This window comes from Lentzea sp. NPDC059081 (assembly GCF_042738015.1).
In the GTDB taxonomy this organism is placed as follows: domain Bacteria; phylum Actinomycetota; class Actinomycetes; order Mycobacteriales; family Pseudonocardiaceae; genus Lentzea.
In genome coordinates, this window is the sequence record NZ_JBHYGW010000001.1 from 411,220 (window position 1) to 427,365 (window position 16,146).

Genomic DNA, 16,146 nt, shown 5'->3' on the forward strand with positions numbered 1-16,146 from the left:
TGAGAATGAGATCCGTGTGGCGTGGGGCCATCTCCTTCGGGTTGGTGACGATCGCCGTGCGCCTCTACACGGCTGTCGAGGAGCACGACTTCCGTTTCAACCAGGTGCACCGGGAGGACGGCGGGCGCATCAAGTACAAGCGCGTCTGTTCGGTGTGCGGTGAAGAGGTCGAGTATTCGGACATCACCAAGGGCTACGAGCTGGACGACGGCCGGATGGTGATCATGGAGAACGAGGACTTCGAGAAGCTGCCGGTGAAGACCGACAAGTCGATCGACGTGCTGGAGTTCGTGCCGGCGGAGGAGATCGATCCGATCTACTTCCAGAAGACGTACTACCTGGAGCCGGACAAGGCGGCGGCGCGGCCGTACGTGTTGCTGCGGGATGCGCTGGTGAAGACGGGTCAGCTGGCGGTCGTGAAGATCACGATCCGGCAGAAGGAGACGCTGGCGACGATCCGGGCTCGTGATGACGTGCTGGTGATGCACACGATGTTGTGGCCGGACGAGATCCGGAAGGCGGAGTTCGACTTCCTGGACCAAGACGTCGAGGTGCGGCCGCAGGAGTTGAAGATGGCGACGTCGTTGGTGGAGTCGATGGCCGGGGACTTCGATCCGGACACGTTCACGGACGACTACCGGGATGCGCTGGAGAAGGTCATCGCGGCGAAGGCGGAGGGTGCGGAGCTGCCCGAGCAGCCGGAGGCCGAGGACAAGGGTGATGTCATCGACCTGATGACGGCTCTGGAGCGCAGTGTGGAGAAGGCGAAGGCGGGGCGGAAGTCGGCGAAGAAGGCGCCGCCCAAGAAGAAGGCTTCGTCGGCGTAGATGGCCGGGCTCGACGAGTACCGGCGCAAGCGGGATCCGGCGAGGACGCCGGAGCCCGTGCCTGGTGCTGGGGATCTTCCTCGGGGCGATGACGACACGTTCGTGATTCAGGAGCATCACGCGTCGAGCTTGCATTGGGATGTGCGGCTGGAGCGTGGTGGTGTGCTGGTGTCGTGGGCGGTGCCGAAGGGGTTGCCGCCCACGACGGACGTGGTGAGGCTCGCGGTGCACACGGAGGACCATCCGCTGGAGTACGCGGAGTTCTCGGGTGAGATTCCGAAGGGCGAGTACGGCGGCGGCGAGATGTTCATCTGGGACAGCGGTCGCTACGAGACGGTGAAGTGGTCGGACCGCGAGGTGGACGTGGTCCTGCGCGGTCGTCGGGTCGAGGGTCAGTTCGTGTTCTTCCGGTCGGGGAAGGACGGGAAGAACTGGATGGTGAAGCGGCGGCACGCGGCGGCGCGGCCGGACTGGCAGGTGTTGCCGGAGCAGCTCAAGCCGATGCTGGCGGTGCCGGGTCCGCTCCCCCACGACGATGACGAGCAGTGGGCGTACGAGTTCAAGTGGGACGGTGTGCGGGCGATTTTGCGGGTCGAGGGTGGCCGGGTGCAGGGGTGGTCGCGGCTGGGCAACGACATCACGGTGGCGTATCCGGAGCTGCAGGGTGTGGGTGAGCAGCTGGGGTCGACGGAGGCGTTGCTCGACGGGGAGATCGTGGCGTTGCAGAACGGGCGGCCGAGTTTCAGCGCGTTGCAGAACCGGATGCACGTGAGCAGGTCCGATGCCGCGCGCCGGGCTGCTCGTCAGTTCCCGGTCACGTTGCTGCTGTTCGACCTGCTTCACCTGGACGGCACGTCGTTGCTGCATCTTCCGTTCCGGCAGCGGCGTGAGCTGTTGCGGGGGTTGGAGCTGCGGGGGAAGAACTGGCTGACTCCCCCGTCCTACGACGAGGACGGGGCGGCGGTGCTGGCGGCGAGCCGGGAGCAGGGGCTCGAGGGCGTGGTGGCGAAGCGGCTGGACTCGGTGTACCAGCCGGGGACGCGGTCGCCGGTGTGGCGCAAGATCACCGACCTGATGGCGCAGGAGGTGGTGATCGGGGGCTGGCGGATGGGTGAGGGCAAGCGCGCGGGGGTGATCGGGGCGCTGTTGCTGGGTATTCCGCGGGGTGACGGGCTGGCGTTCGCGGGGTCGGTGGGCACGGGGTTCAACGATGCGGAGCTGGCGGTGCTGACGCCGCGGTTGGAGGCGTTGGCGCGGCGGTCGTCGCCGTTCGTGACGGAGATGCCGAGGGAGAGGTCCAAGGGCGCGAAGTGGGTGGAGCCGGAGCTGGTGGCGGAGGTGGTGTTCCGGCAGTGGACGCCGGACGGGCGGATGCGGTTCCCGGCGTGGCGGGGGTTGCGGCCGGACAAGTCTCCCGGGGAGGTGCGTCGGGTTGAGTGAGTCGCCGAAAGAGGTCTCGGTGCGGGTCGAGGACCGGTTGGTGAAGCTGACGAACCTGGACAAGGTGCTGTATCCGGAGTTCGGGTTCACCAAGGGTGAGGTGATCGACTACTACACGCGGATCGCGCCGGTGCTGCTCCCCCACCTGAAGGATCGTCCGGTGACGTTGAAGCGGTATCCGAACGGTGTGGACGGGAAGTGGTTCTTCGAGAAGAACGCGCCGGAGCACCGTCCGGAGTGGGTGCGGACGGTGCGGCTGGAGTCGCCGGGGAGCACGAAGGGCAACGAGACCGTCAACTACGTGCTGGTGGACGAGCTGGCGACGTTGGTGTGGCTGGCGAACCTGGCGGCGTTGGAGCTGCACGTGCCGCAGTGGACGGTGGGGCCGCGCGGGGGCAAGCGGGATCCGGACCTGCTGGTGTTCGACCTGGATCCGGGGGCGCCGGCGACGGTGGTGGAGTGTTGCCGGGTCGCGGAGCTGGTGCGGACGGTGCTCGACGACGACGGTGTGGACGCGTGGGCGAAGACGTCGGGGAACAAGGGCATGCAGGTGTACGCGTACGCGCCGGCGAAGGACACGTCGGAGTACGCGAAGGCGGTGGCGCTGCGGTTGGCGAAGGAGAACCCGTCGCTGGTGGTGGCGACGATGGCGAAGGCGCAGCGCACCGGGAAGGTGTTCATCGACTGGTCGCAGAACAACACGGCGAAGACGACGATCGCGCCGTACTCGTTGCGGGCCCGTGAGCGGCCGGCGGTGTCGACGCCGGTGACGTGGGACGAGGTCGAGGAGTGCCAGGTGGTGGAGGACCTGGTGTTCACGGCGGACGAGGTGCTGGAGCGGGTCGCGGCGGCGGGTGAGCTGTTCGGGAGTTGATATTCTGGCCGACTGCCTACGAGGGGGTTTGCCGTGAACATCGAGCTCGCCGAGTACGACCCGGCCTGGCCGGGTCTGTTCGAACGGGAACGCGTGCGGGTGCTGGGGGCGTTGCCGGGTGCGGAGCTGGAGCACGTGGGGTCGACGTCGGTGCCGGGGTTGTGCGCGAAGCCGGTGGTGGACCTGATGCTGGTGGTGGCGGACGCGGCGGACGAGGTGTCGTACGTGCCGGCGTTGGAGGCCGCGGGCTACCGGGTGGTGGTGCGCGAGGACGACTGGCACGACCACCGGATCCTCAAGGGGCCGGACACGAACATCAACCTGCACGTGTTCTCGCGCGGGTGTGCGCAGGTGCGGCGGCATCTGATGTTCCGGGACTGGTTGCGGGCCCATGGGGAGGACCGGGAGCTGTACGCGTCGGCGAAGCGGAAGCTGGCGGAGTCGGACTGGGTGCGGGTGCAGGACTACGCGGATGCGAAGAACGCGGTGGTGCTGGAGATCCTCGAGCGCGCGTATCTGGCGTGGCGGGTGCCGTCGGACGACGTGGAGTTCGTGACGGAGGTGCCGGCCCGCGGCGGTTCGATCGTGCTGGAGGACTACAACCGCGCGTGGCCGGAGTGGTACGGGGTCGAGGAGGACCGGATCCGCGGCGCGCTGGGTGAGACGGTGGTGCGGCTGGAGCACTGCGGGTCGACGTCGGTGCCGGGGCTGGCGGCGAAGCCGTTGATCGACGTCCTGCTGGTGGTGCCGGACTCGGACGACGAGGACGCCTACGTGCCGGCGTTGGAGCGGGCGGGCTACTACCTGCGGTTGCGGGAGCACGGCTGGCACGAGCACCGGTTGCTCAAGCGGCACGAGGCGCCGGACGTGAACCTGCACGTCTTCTCCCCCGCCTGTGAGGAGATCGACCGGATGCTGGTGTTCCGCGACTTCCTGCGCTCGGACGACGGGGCGCGGGCGGAGTACGAACGGACCAAGCGCGCCTTGGCGAGCGAGTCCTGGGACAGGGTCCAGGACTACGCCGACGCCAAGACGCGCGTGGTCGAGAGGATCATCCTGCGGGCACTGGCCTGATCAGGCTCGGCCGGTCAGCCGAGGCGGCAGGCGCTCAGGATGATCTCCTGTCCGAGCAGGGTGCGGACGCGGACGGCGTTCTGGACGAGCTGGCCGTTCGGTCCGGTGGTGGTCTCGTTGAGGTGGACGGTGGCGACGCCGGGGATGCCGATGGTGGCGGGTCCGGTGCCGATGGGCTGGCCGTTGAGGGTGCCGACCTTGGACGAGCCGGTGATGCCGTTCGCGTCACTGACGCACTTGGCCTCGATGGCGTTGAGGGTGATCAGCCCGCCGAGCAGGCTGGCTCCCTCCACCCGTGCCTGGGCGACGGTGCGACCGGTGTTCGGGTCGAGGGTGCAGTCGGCGTGCAGGGCGTTGACCGAGGCGAGGCCGGCGACGTTCACGGTGGCGACGGTCTTGTCCTCGTTGGGCGGGCACTGGGCGTGCGGGGTCTTGGTGACGCCGATGAGGCCGGTGGCCGACAGCGCCCACGCTTCACCGCGCAGGTAGACGACGACCTTGACGGTGGCGGTGGCGGATCCGCCGTCGTCGTCGGTCACGGTGACCAGGACGGTGTGCGGGCCGAGGGCGGTGAACGTGCGGGCGGCGGTGCAGGTGCCGCTCCCGGCGCCCTGGGCGACGGTGCCGTTGACGGTGGGGCTGCCGTCGTCGAAGTTCAGGGTGCAGGTGTGCTTGTCGTTGGTGGCGATGTCGGTGAACGGCGCGGTGAAGTTCACCGTGGTGCCGCGGGTGACCAGGGTCTTGTCGGCGGTGAGGGTGGCCTGCGGGGCGACGTTGGTCAGCGTGAGCGTCGTGGTCGTGGCGACCGGCGGGTTGAGGCCGTCGTTGGCGGTGAGGGTGAGCGTCCAGACGCCGTCATCGGTGCACTTGACCGTGGTGGTCTGGGCGGCGGCGTCGCCGAAGGAGCAGGTGGCGCCCGCGTCGACGCCGGACTGCGGTGCGGCGGTCCAGGCGGTGGTCAGCGAGGGGCCGTCGGGGTCGGTGACCGTGCCGGCGAGGCCGACGTCGGTGCCTTCCTGGCCGGCGTACGGACCGCCGGGCTTGACGACGGGCGGGGCGTTGACCTTGACGGTGGTGCACTCGGTCACGTCACCGGCTCCGCCGCCGTCGGTGCCGCGAGCGGTGACGCACAGCTGGTGCGTGCCGGGGGTCAGGGCCGGGGTGCCGACGGTGTAGTCGACGGTCGCGGGCCCGTCCTGCGGGAGGGCCGGCGTGATCGAGGTGATCGGGATGTCGGCGCCGTTGTCGACCTTGAGGGTGAGCTGGGTGAGCTTGGAGGCGATGACGCCGGGCACGACGTCGGGCAGCTGGGCGACGTTCGGGACCTCGGTGCAGGTGCCGCCGGTGGTCTCGGCGATCTCGCGCAGGGAGCCCTGGGTGCCGGCGTTGTTGCAGGCGGCGCTGTTGGACACGGCGAAGGTGAAGATCTTGATGCCGGCGGAGACGGCCTGCTGCAGGGCGGCGTCGACGGTACCGCCGTCGGTGGACCCGCCGTCGGAGAAGAACACCATGAGCTTGCGGGCCTGGGGTGCGGCGGTGGCGGAGGCGATGCCGGCGTTGAGGCCGCCGACGAAGTTGGTGCTGCCGCCGGCGTTGCGGGCGGTGAAGAGGTTCACGCCGCCGCCGATGAAGGCGCTGCCGAGTGCTTCGGAGATGTCGGTGGTGCCGTTGCCGTTGACGTCGGCGCCGGGGGCCACGACCTTCTGGTCGCCGGGGGCGGAGCTGACGTCGGCGGACTGGCCGCTGGCGCCGAACACGGCGGCGCCGACGTTGCCGACGACGGTGTTGGGCACGGCGGCCTTGGCGTTGAGGGCCCTGGCGGCGGCGATCTCGCAGTCGAGGATCGTGGCCGGTTGGCCGTCGCCGTTCTGGTCGCCGCCGCAGCCCGCGGCGACGTTGGTCTGAGTGGAGCCGGACACGTCGAGCACGTAGGTCAGTGCGGTGTCGACGACGGCGACGCCGGTGCCGATCGAGGCCTTGCCGGTGACCGTGACCGGGCCGGGCACGACCACGGAGTTGTTCGCCGGGCTGGTGATCGTGACGCCGATGCTGGTGCCGCCGGGCAGGTTGCCGGTGGCCGCGTGCGCTGGGATGGCTAGTGCCACGGTGGCCGTCAACGCGGCCGTGACCGTGATGGTGCGTCTCATGGTTCTCCGCTCGAATGGTGCGGGGGTCCCCCGACCCGATGAACAGAGAACCCCACGTCGCGGAGCAGATACAGGCGGTCACCGGATTGCGTCCATCAACGACCCGGTTGGACCAATCGGCGGTATGGTGCGCAGGCGTGCGGAGTAGTCGGCTGATGGGCGGTTCGTGCCCGGAGTCCAGTCCTTCGGCGGCTTGAGATTTCAGCCCGTGGGCCCGAACCTGCGGCGGTAGTCCGACGGGGACAGTCCGGTCTCGCGGCGCATGACCGCGCGCAGGTTCGCCGCGGTGCCCAGGCCGGTGCGGCGGGCCACGACGTCCAGGCGCGGCTCCCCCAGCTCGATCAGCCGGCAGGCGAGCGTGACGCGTTCGCCGGTGAGCCAGGCCAGCGGGGTGGTGCCGAGCTGGGCCTGGAAGCGGCGGTGCAGGGTGGCGGGGCTGACGTTCGCGCGGGTGGCGAGGCCGGTGACGGTGAGCGCGGTGTCGAGGTGTTCCTGGGCCCAGGCCAGCAGCGGGGCGAGGGACTCGTCGGGCAGGTCGGGCACCGGGCGTTCGACGAACTGGCGCTGGCCGCCGTCGCGGTGGGCGGCGAAGACCAGGCGTCGGCTCACGGAGTTGGCGATCTCGGCGCCGTGGTCGCGGCGCACGAGGTGCAGGCCGAGGTCGAGGGCGGCGGCGCTGCCGGCGGAGGTGAGGATGTCGCCGTCGTCGACGAACAGCACGTCCGGTTCCAGTCGCACGGCCGGGAAGCGGGCGCGGAACTCGTCGGCCCACTGCCAGTGCGCGGTGGCCCGGCGGCCGTCGAGGACCCCGGCCTCGGCGAGGGTGAACGCGCCGCTGCAGCAGCCCACCAGGCGGGCGCCGCGGGCGTGGGCGCGGCGGATCGCGCCGAGCACGGCCGGGTCGCGCGGGGTGGCGACGTCGGGCCGGTTGGGGACGATCAGGGTGTCCGCGGTGTCGGCCGCCTCGATGCCGTCGACGCCGGTGAGGGTGAAGAACCCGTCGCGCATGGCCGTGGCCGGGTGGGCCGAGCACAGCCGGAAGTCGTAGAGGTCGCGGCCGAGCTCGGGGCGGCGCAGGCCGAAGATCTCGGTCGCGCAGCCGAGCTCGAACGGGTTGGAGTTCTCGTCGACGATCACCACGACCCGGTGCGAGGATTCTTGCGGCATGTGCGATTCCTAGCACTCACGCTCGCCGGGCGGCAACGGCCAGGCTGGTGGGCGTGACCGAACCCATCACCCTCGCGACCGCACTGGCCTCCTTCGACGCCCTGTGGAGCCCCCGCATCGTCACCCGCGTCAACGACTACGACGTGCGCGTCGCCAAGGTCCACGGCGAGCACGTCTGGCACGTGCACGACCACACCGACGAGTTCTTCCTCGTCCTGGACGGCGAGCTGCACATCGCCCTGCGCGAACCGGCAGGGGAACGCACCGTCGTGCTCGCCCGCGGAGCGGTGTTCACCGTGCCGCGCGGCACCTACCACCGGCCGACCGCCCCGCACGGCGCGTCGATCCTGATGTTCGAACCCACCGGCACGATGACCACCGGCGATGACCACGACGACGTCCCCGCCCACGTCGACTCGACCGCCGGGCACGAACTGGCCTCCTGACACCGGCCGGTGCGCAACAATCACGCGGTGTGAGGTTCGGGGTGCTGGGGCCGGTCGAGGTGCACGACGACGCGGGAGCGGTGATCACCGTCGCCGCACCCCGGCAACGGGCCCTGCTCGCCATGCTCGCGCTGGACGCGGGCCGGATCGTCGGGCACGACCGGCTCGTCGACGGCCTCTACCCCGAGCCGCCCGCCGGTGCCGCGAACGCGCTGCAGTCCCAGGTCTCCCGGCTGCGCAGGACCGTGCCGGGACTGCTGGTCGAGCACCACCCGGCCGGCTACCGGCTCGTCGCCGACCCACGTGACGTCGACGCCCACCGGTGCGTGCGCCTGCTCGACGCCGGACGCGGTGCCGAGGCGCTGCAACTGTGGCGCGGCACCGCGTTGGCCGACGTCGACGCCCCGTTCGCCGCCGACGCCCGGCAGCGCCTGACAGAAGTGCTCATCAACTGCACACTTTCCGGCGGGACCGAAAACGACCTCCGCCGAGTCCTGTCCGGGCACCCGCTGCGCGAGGACGTGCGGGCGGCGCTGATGCGCGTGCTGCACCACGACGGCCGCACCCCGGAAGCCCTGCGGATCTTCGCCGAGGGCAGGGCGCTGCTGGCCGACGAGCTCGGTGTCGATCCCTCCCCCGCGCTGGCCGCCGCCCACCTCGACCTGCTGCGCGCCACGGCACCGCACCGGGGCGTGCCCGCCCAGCTGACCAGCTTCGTCGGCCGCGACGACGACCTGCGCCGCGTGACGACGTGGCTGCGGGAGCACCGGCTGGTGACCCTGACCGGGCCCGGCGGCACCGGCAAGACCCGCCTCGCCGTCGAGGTCGCCCGCCGCGACGCCGGCGAGGTGGCGTTCGTCGACCTCAGCGCCACCACCGACGTCGCCCGCGCCCTGCTCGACGGCCTCGGCGTCCGCGAGGCCGGGCTGCTCACCCCCGCCCCTGCCGGCACCGCACCCGTGCGCGTCGAGGACCGGCTGACCGCCGCGCTGGCCACCCGCGCGATCCTGCTGGTCGTCGACAACTGCGAACACGTCGTCGACGACGCCGCACGCGTGCTCGGCACCGTTCTCGCGGCGTGCCCGGACGTGCGCGTGCTCGCCACCAGCCGCGAACCGCTCGGCATCACCGGCGAGGTCCTCAGCCCCGTCGCCGCCCTGGACGACGAGTCCGCCACCCGGCTGTTCCTCGACCGCGCCCAGGCCGTCCGACCCGGCTTCACCGCCCCCACCGGGGTGATCGCCGAGGTCTGCCGGCGGCTGGACGGCATCGCGCTCGCCGTGGAACTGGCCGCCGCCCGCGTGCGGACCCTGCCGCTGGCCGAGATCACCGCGCGCCTGGACGACCGGTTCCGGTTGCTGTCCAGGGGCAGCCGCACCGCCGCGCCCCGGCACCGCACGCTGCACGCCGTCGTCGAGTGGAGCTGGGACCTGCTCGACGACGCCGAACGCGACCTCGCCGCCCGCTTCACCGTCTTCTCCGGCGGGGCGTCGCTCGCCGCCGTCGTCAGCGTCACCGGTGCCGACGTCGACACCCTGACCTCGCTGGTGGACAAGTCGCTCGTCGAGATCGGCGGCGACCGGTACCGGATGCTCGACACCATCCGCGCGTTCTGCCTGGACCGAGCACCCGACCTGCGGGAACGGCACGCCCGCTGGTTCCTGGCCCGCGCCCGCGAGGCCGAGCCGCACCTGCGCGCCCACGACCAGCTCGACTGGCTGCGGGCACTGGGCGCCGACCACGACAACCTCACCGCCGCCATCACGTGGGCCGTCGAGCACGACGTCGTCCTCGCGCTGGAGCTCGTCGCGGTGCTGGCGACCTACTACTGGTGCCGCGGGCTGCGCACCGAAGCCGCCGAACGGGCCGAGACCGTGCTGCGCGCGTGCGGCGAGACCCCGCCCGCCGGGTACGGGCAGGAGTACGCGATGTGCCTGCTGATCGCGTGGCCCGTGGCGACCGGCGACCAGTCCGCCCGGCAACGCCAGGCCGACGCGCTGCTGGCCGCGGTCGACGGACCGCCCCGGTACCCGATCCTCACGATGATGTGGGGCATGGCCATGGGCGCCCCGGAGACCGAGTCGCCCGCCTGGCACAGCCGCCACCGCATGGTCGGCACCGACGCCTGGAGCGCGGCCCTGTCGTTCGTCGGCGACGGCCTGGTCGCCTGGCAGCAGGGCGAGCCCGTCCGCGCGGCCGAGCTGCTGCGCCGTGGCGCGGACGGGTTCGACCGGGTCGGCGACCGGTGGGGCGTGGCGCTCGCGGTCAGCCAGCTCGCCGAGCTCGCCCTCGGAGCCGGGGACACCGCCGCCGCGCTGCGTCACGTCGAACGCGCCCGCGCCCTGCTCGAGGAGCTCGGCGCCACCGAGGACACCGCCGAGGCGCTGGTCAACCGCGCCAACGTCCGGCTGCACGCCGACGACCCCGCCGGGGCGCGCGCCGACTACGCCGAGGCACTGCGCGTGGCGCGGCGGGCAGGGGCACCGCTGGTGGCGGCGAGCTGCCACGTCGGACTGGCCGAGCTGGCCCGCCTCGACGGCGACCTCGCCGCCGCGGCCGCGCAGTGCGACGCGGCGTGGGAGCTGACCCCGGGAGGCTGGTACGGGCCGGACGAGATGCGCTGCCGGATCGCGTTCGAACGAGGCCGGATCGCCCGCGACGCCGCCGACCCCGAGCTGGCGCGCCGGCACTTCGAGGAGGCGCTGCGCCGTGCGGTCGGGCAGCGCAACCGGGTGACCGAGACCGCCGCGCGTGCGGAGCTCGACGCCCTGCCCGCGCCGTGACCCGCCGCCCGGCGCGGCACCGCCTGCGGGCCCGGCACGACGTCGGCACGTGGTCCCGGTCCCGTCACCTCCGCTGGTTCGGTGGGGGGAGGCCGGGCGGCCTGGGGCGTTCCACGCTGTCCGGGCGCTCACCGGTGCGAGCATGGTCGGCCGCCAGGTACCGCCCACCGCCGTCGTGTCCACACGAGGGGTCGAGGCGAGGACCCTGGGCGGGCGGCCCAGGTCGTTCCGCGCCGGCCAGCCGTCGGCGCCGCCCGATCTCGGCAGGCGTCAGCGACACCCGGTGGTTCTCAGACCGTCGGCACCGCGCGCACCAGCGCCCGCGTGTACTCGTGCGAGGGGGCGAGCAGGACCTGCTCGGCCGGGCCCTGTTCCACGACCTTCCCCTCGTGCATCACCACCACCCGGTCGGCGATCTGCCACGCCAGACCCAGGTCGTGCGTGATGAGCAAGGACGCGAGGCCGAGTTCGGCGCGCAACCGCAGAATCAGCGCCACGATCTCGCCGCGCACCGAGGCGTCCAGGGAGGCGACGGGTTCGTCGGCGACCAGCAGGCGCGGTTGCAGCACCAGCGCTCCGGCGATCACCACGCGCTGCTGCTGGCCGCCGGACAGCTCGTGCGGCAGCGCGTCCAGGTACAGGCTCGCCGGCCGCAGCTCGGCCCGTTCCACGGCGGCCGTGACCTGCGCTTGCTCGTCGTCGGTGAGGCCGTGCACGCGCAGTCCCTCCGCCACCGCGTCGTACACCCGGTGGCGTGGGTTCAGGGCGCTCGCCGGTTCCTGCAGCACGAGCTGGACCTGCCGCCGGAACGCCTTGAGCGCCCGGCCCCGCGACGGCACCTGCGCGCCGTCGAAGAGCACCTGGCCGGCGGTCGGCGTCCGCAACCCCATGATGGTGCGGGCCAGTGTCGTCTTGCCGGAGCCGGACTGGCCCACCAGCGCCACGATCTCCCCGCGCCCGACCGTGAGGTCCACGCCGTCGACCGCGCGGGTGCGGCCGTAGTCGACCACCAGGTCCCGCACCCGCAGCAGCGGCTCTGGTTCGGGCGTGGGTTCGGTCCAGCGGTGGGCCGGGTCGCCGATCACCGGGAACGCGGCCGCCAGCGCCGCCGTGTGCGGATGGCGCGGGTGTGCGATCACCTCGCGGGTCCGGCCGCGTTCGACCAGGGCGCCGCGATACATCACCGCGAGCTCGTCGCACGTCTCGGCGAGCACCGACAGGTCGTGACTGATCATCAGCAGCCCGAGGTCCTGCTCCGCCACCAGCCGGGTCATCAAGCCCAGCACCTGGGCCTGCACGAGCACGTCCAGCGCCGTCGTCGGCTCGTCCGCGATCACCAGCCGCGGCCCGCACGCCAGTGCCATCGCGATCATGACCCGCTGCTTCTGCCCGCCCGAGAGCTCGTGCGGGTACGCGCGTGCCTTCGCCGCGGGCAGCTCGACCTGCTCCAGCAGTGCGGCGACGTCGCCCGGTGTGCCGTGCAGGCGCAGGGGTTCGGCGATCTGGTCGCCGACGCGCCGCACCGGGTTGAGCGAGTGCATCGCGCCCTGGAAGACGATCGACGCGGACGCCCACCGCACCGCCCGCAGCCGTCCCCACGACATCGCCCGCACGTCCTCGCCGTCGAGCAGGACCTCCCCGTCGACCCTGGCGGTCTTGGGCAGCAGCCGCAGCACCGACATCGCCACCGTCGACTTGCCCGAGCCCGACTCGCCCGCGAGCCCCAGGGTCGCGCCGGGCGGCAGCGTCAGGGACACGTCGTCGACGACCCGCTTGTGTCCGTAGTGGACGGTGAGGTTCCTCAGCTCCAGCACCCGGTCACCTCTCCGGCGCCACGACGGCTTCGAGGGCGCGGCCGACGAGCGTGAACGCCAGCACGACCACCACGATCGCCAGCCCCGGCGGCAGCAGGAACCACCACGCGCCCTGCGGCACCGCCCCGTGCAGCTGCGCCTGGTGCAGCATCGCGCCCCACGAGATCCGCGTCGGGTCGCCCAGGCCGAGGAACGCGAGCGTCGACTCCGCCACGATCGACGACGCCACCGCCAGCGTCGCGTTCACCAGCACCAGCGGCACCACCGACGGCACCACGTGCCGGGTGATCACGTGCACGTGACCGCCGCCCAGCGCCCGCGCGCGTTCCACGAACGGCCGGGCCTCGGTCGTCAGCGTCTGCGCCCGCACCATCCGCGCCGTCGACGGCCAGCTCGTCAGCCCGATCGCCAGGACGATCGTGCCCAGCCCCCGCGGCAGCACCGTCGACAACGCGATCGCCAGCACCAGCGACGGCAGCACCAGGAAGAAGTCCGTCACCCGCAGCAACGCACCCGCGACCAGGCCGCGGAAGTGCCCGCTCAGGACCCCGACGAGCGCGCCGATGCCCACCGACAGCACCGCCGCCGTCAGCCCGACGAACAACGACGTCCCCGTGCCCCGCACCACCAGCAACGCCACCGACCGGCCCGTGTGGTCGGTGCCCAGCCAGTGCCCGGCGCCCGGCGGCTGCCACGCCGCGTCGGACACCCGCGTCACGTCCAGGGCGTCGGCGGGGATCAGCAGCGGCGCGACCAGTGCCGTCACCGCGGCCACGGCCAGCACCACCGCGCCCGCCACCCCGGCCCGGTGCGCGCCGAGCCTCTCGATCGTTCTCATACGACCTTCACCCGTGGATCCAGGACCCCGTGCAGCAGGTCGGCCAGCAGGTTCATCACCACGACCGCGCCCGCCGTCACCACCAGCAGCCCCTGCAACAGGAAGTAGTCCGGGCCGGTCAGCGCGTCGTAGAACAACAATCCCAGCCCCGGCCAGGAGAACACCGTCTCCGTCGTGATCGCGCCGCCGACCACGAGCCCGAACCGCAGGAACACCAGCGTCATCGCCGGCAGCACCGCGTTCGGCACGGCGTGGCGGCGGCGCACCAGGTCGTCGCGCAGCCCCTTCGCCCGCGCCGTCACCAGGTACGGGGCGGTCGTCTCCGCCAGCAACGACGACCGCATCACCAGCACGTACTCCGCGCACACCACCGCCACCAGCGTCACCGACGGCAGCACCAGGTGGTGCGCCACGTCCAGCGACTGCGACACGAAGTCCGGTGCCGTGTCGGTGTCGCGCATGCCCCGCGACGGGAACAGGTCCCCGGTCGCCATCATCAGCAGCATGCCGAGCCAGAACGTCGGCACCGCCCACAACGTCAGCGACACCCCCGTCGTGACCCGGTCGAACACCGAGTCCCGCCGCCACCCCGCCCGCACGCCCAGCCACAGCCCGAGCAGCACCGCGACCAGCGTCGACGTGCCGACCAGCAGCACCGTCGGCCCGAGCCGGTCGAGGATCACCTCCGCCACCGGGCGGCGGAACGTGAACGACGTGCCCAGGTCACCGCGCAGCAACGACGTGAGGTAGCTCCAGAACTGCTCGTGCAGCGGACGGTCCAGGCCGAACTGCGCCCGCAGCTCCGCCTGCGCCGCCGCCGTCGTCGGACGCCCGCGCGTCATCGACACCACCGGGTCGCCGGGCACCACCCGGAACAGGAAGAAGCCCAGCACCGCCACCATCACCAGGCTGAGCGCGGCACCACCGAGCCGACCGGCCGGCCGCACCGCTACTCGCGCTCCCCGGCCGTGGCCCGCCGCCGGCGCACGTAGACCGCGACCAGCATCGCCATCGCGCCGAGCGCCGCGCAGAACGCCGCGATCCCGCCCCACCCCCGTGCGGCCGGAGCCGCCTGCGCGACGGGTTCGGCGCGGTAGTAGCCCCACATGCCGTTCTGGGCCATGATCACGCCGTTCTGCGCGGGCTGGGTCGTGAACTTCGCGAAGTGGTCGGAGCGGTAGGCCTCCAGCGCGTTGTCGTAGGCGAGCACGATCGACGGCACCTGGTCGTAGAAGCGGGCCTGCATCCGCTTCACCAGCTCCACCCGCTTGGCCTCGTCGAACTCCGAGAGCTGCCGGGCGTAGAGCTCGTCGTAGGCGGCGTCGCAGAAGTAGGCGTCGGTGGTGCCGCCCTTGCCGTCCGCGCCCGGCCGCTGCGCGCACGTGTGCAGGCCGAGGACGAAGTCCGGGTCCACGTTGGTCGCCCACCCGGAGAACGCCAGGTCGTAGGTCGCCGCGGTGGTCGCCTCGTTGAGCTGGTTGTCCGACACCAGCCGCACGTCCAGCGGGATGCCGATGTCGCTCATCGACCGCTTCAGGTACTCGGCGGCCTGTTCGTCGTAGGCGCGCCCGGCCCGGCCGACCAGCCGCAGCCCGAAACGGGTGCCGTCGGCCCCGCGCGGGTAGCCCGCCGCGTCGAGGGCGGCGTTCGCGGCGGCCGGGTCGAACCCGCGGGGCTGCTCGGGCTGCCAGTGCCACGTCGAGAACACCGGCGGCACGAGCCCGGCGCCCTTCTCCGCGTAGCCGTGGTTGACCCGCTGCACGAGCGCGTCGAGGTCGATGGCCTGCGCGATCGCCCTGCGCACCTCGACCTTGTGCAGCGCGGGGTTGCCGTCGCCGACCGGGTCGCCGGTGCGGGTCTGCGCGCCGGGGTTGACCAGCAGCTCGGTGAAGCGGCGGCCCTGCGCCCAGTTGCGCGTGACGCCCGCCTTGCCCTCGAGCGAGTCGAACTGGGCGGGCGCCATCCGGTTGACCAGGTCGACCTCGCCCTTGCCCAGCGCCTGCACCGCGGCGTCGGAGTTCTGGAAGTACACGAAGTGCAGCTCGTCGTACTTCGGCGCGCCACGCCAGTAGTCCTCGTTGGCCTTGAGCTTGATGAACTGCCCCGGCACGTGCTCGGTCAGCACGAACGGGCCGGAGCCCACGACCGGCCCCCGGTCGTTGGCGTAGTCCTTGATCGCACCGACCTTCGCCCACACGTGCTCCGGCACGATCGGGACGTCCAGCGCGAGCATCGTGACCTGCGGCGCCTTGGTCCTGATCACCACGGTCCGGTCGTCGGGCGCGGTGACGGAGGCGAAGTTGGTGACGAAGCTGCCGTTCGCGGTGCGCGCGACCTCGTCGGTGAGCATGAGGTTGTAGGTGAACGCGACGTCCCGCGCGGTGATCGGCTGCCCGTCGGACCACTTCTTGCCCTGCGGCACGGTGAACGTCCACGTGAGCTTGTCCGCCGAGGGCTCCCACCTGTTCGCCAGCCCCTCGGTGACCGTCTGGTCGTCGGCCGAGTACGCCGTCAGGTAGTCGTACATCAGCCGGTTGATCTCCGTGCTCGACTGGAACACCGCGAGGAACGGGTTCAGCGAGTCGATCTGCTGCACGATCGCGACCTTCAGGATGACCGGCGCCCGAGCTCCCGCCTGCGCCTGTGCCTGTGTCTGCGCCGGTGGTGCGGCCACCCCCAGTGTCGTTGCAATCGCAAGCAACGCGCACAACTTCACCCGCACGAAAACCCCTCTTC

Annotated in this window: 12 protein-coding genes; 6 read left to right on the plus strand and 6 right to left on the minus strand. The window is 71.9% G+C overall.

Going from position 1 to position 16,146, the window contains the following annotated elements; all coding sequences use genetic code 11:
* Positions 1–5: 5 nt before the first annotated feature.
* From ACFWV3_RS02005 to ACFWV3_RS02020, 4 genes are read left to right on the plus strand one after another with little or no spacing between them, the layout of a single operon-like run.
* Positions 6–827, plus strand: coding sequence for a Ku protein (locus ACFWV3_RS02005; RefSeq protein ID WP_382407182.1), 822 nt, complete (start codon positions 6–8; stop codon positions 825–827).
* A complete protein-coding gene (gene ligD / locus ACFWV3_RS02010) occupies positions 828–2,267 on the plus strand; it encodes a non-homologous end-joining DNA ligase (protein ID WP_382407184.1) in 1,440 nt (479 codons plus the stop codon).
* Positions 2,260–3,141, plus strand: a complete 882-nt coding sequence (ligD, locus tag ACFWV3_RS02015; RefSeq protein WP_382407186.1) for a non-homologous end-joining DNA ligase — start codon at positions 2,260–2,262, stop codon at positions 3,139–3,141. Before ligD (ACFWV3_RS02010) ends, ligD (ACFWV3_RS02015) begins: the two co-directional genes overlap by 8 nt.
* A gap of 33 nt (positions 3,142–3,174) precedes the next feature.
* Positions 3,175–4,215 carry a GrpB family protein gene (locus tag ACFWV3_RS02020; protein ID WP_382407188.1) on the plus strand — a complete coding sequence of 347 codons (1,041 nt, stop codon included), beginning with the start codon at positions 3,175–3,177 and terminating at the stop codon, positions 4,213–4,215.
* A 14-nt stretch (positions 4,216–4,229) separates the two neighbouring features.
* Here ACFWV3_RS02020 and ACFWV3_RS02025 read toward each other — a convergent pair whose 3' ends face one another.
* Both ACFWV3_RS02025 and ACFWV3_RS02030 read right to left on the minus strand, forming a co-directional pair.
* The gene (locus tag ACFWV3_RS02025; protein ID WP_382407190.1) at positions 4,230–6,362 is read right to left on the minus strand and encodes a choice-of-anchor P family protein; all 2,133 of its coding nucleotides are present in this window, start codon (positions 6,360–6,362) and stop codon (positions 4,230–4,232) included.
* 201 nt (positions 6,363–6,563) lie between these two features.
* A complete protein-coding gene (locus ACFWV3_RS02030; protein WP_382407192.1) occupies positions 6,564–7,529 on the minus strand; it encodes a GlxA family transcriptional regulator in 966 nt (321 codons plus the stop codon).
* Between the two features lie 44 nt (positions 7,530–7,573).
* Between ACFWV3_RS02030 and ACFWV3_RS02035 the strand changes: the two genes are divergently transcribed.
* Both ACFWV3_RS02035 and ACFWV3_RS02040 read left to right on the plus strand, forming a co-directional pair.
* Positions 7,574–7,975 (plus strand): cupin domain-containing protein, encoded by a 402-nt coding sequence (locus ACFWV3_RS02035; RefSeq protein WP_382408132.1) that lies wholly within the window; start codon positions 7,574–7,576, stop codon positions 7,973–7,975.
* A 29-nt stretch (positions 7,976–8,004) separates the two neighbouring features.
* Positions 8,005–10,758, plus strand: a complete 2,754-nt coding sequence (locus ACFWV3_RS02040) for a BTAD domain-containing putative transcriptional regulator (RefSeq protein ID WP_382407194.1) — start codon at positions 8,005–8,007, stop codon at positions 10,756–10,758.
* A 290-nt stretch (positions 10,759–11,048) separates the two neighbouring features.
* Here the strand turns inward: ACFWV3_RS02040 and ACFWV3_RS02045 are convergent, their stop codons facing one another.
* From ACFWV3_RS02045 to ACFWV3_RS02060, 4 genes are read right to left on the minus strand one after another with little or no spacing between them, the layout of a single operon-like run.
* Entirely contained in the window at positions 11,049–12,572 is a 1,524-nt protein-coding gene (locus tag ACFWV3_RS02045; RefSeq protein ID WP_382407196.1) for an ATP-binding cassette domain-containing protein, read from the minus strand.
* Positions 12,573–12,576: 4 nt separating this feature from the next.
* On the minus strand, positions 12,577–13,410 hold the full coding sequence (locus ACFWV3_RS02050; RefSeq protein WP_382407198.1) for an ABC transporter permease: 834 nt from the start codon (positions 13,408–13,410) through the stop codon (positions 12,577–12,579).
* Positions 13,407–14,357, minus strand: coding sequence for an ABC transporter permease (locus tag ACFWV3_RS02055; RefSeq protein ID WP_382407201.1), 951 nt, complete (start codon positions 14,355–14,357; stop codon positions 13,407–13,409). Before ACFWV3_RS02055 ends, ACFWV3_RS02050 begins: the two co-directional genes overlap by 4 nt.
* A 2-nt stretch (positions 14,358–14,359) precedes the next feature.
* On the minus strand, positions 14,360–16,084 hold the full coding sequence (locus tag ACFWV3_RS02060; protein ID WP_382407203.1) for an ABC transporter substrate-binding protein: 1,725 nt from the start codon (positions 16,082–16,084) through the stop codon (positions 14,360–14,362).
* Positions 16,085–16,146 lie beyond the last annotated feature (62 nt).

Excerpts from the sequence above, each read along its gene's own strand:
- ACFWV3_RS02005 (WP_382407182.1), top strand. The coding sequence starts at position 6 with ATGAGATCCGTGTGGCGTGGGGCCATCTCCTTCGGGTTGGTGACGATC.
- ligD (WP_382407184.1), top strand. The coding sequence starts at position 828 with ATGGCCGGGCTCGACGAGTACCGGCGCAAGCGGGATCCGGCGAGGACG.
- ACFWV3_RS02025 (WP_382407190.1), bottom strand. The coding sequence starts at position 6,362 with ATGAGACGCACCATCACGGTCACGGCCGCGTTGACGGCCACCGTGGCA.
- ACFWV3_RS02030 (WP_382407192.1), bottom strand. The coding sequence starts at position 7,529 with ATGCCGCAAGAATCCTCGCACCGGGTCGTGGTGATCGTCGACGAGAAC.
- ACFWV3_RS02050 (WP_382407198.1), bottom strand. The coding sequence starts at position 13,410 with ATGAGAACGATCGAGAGGCTCGGCGCGCACCGGGCCGGGGTGGCGGGC.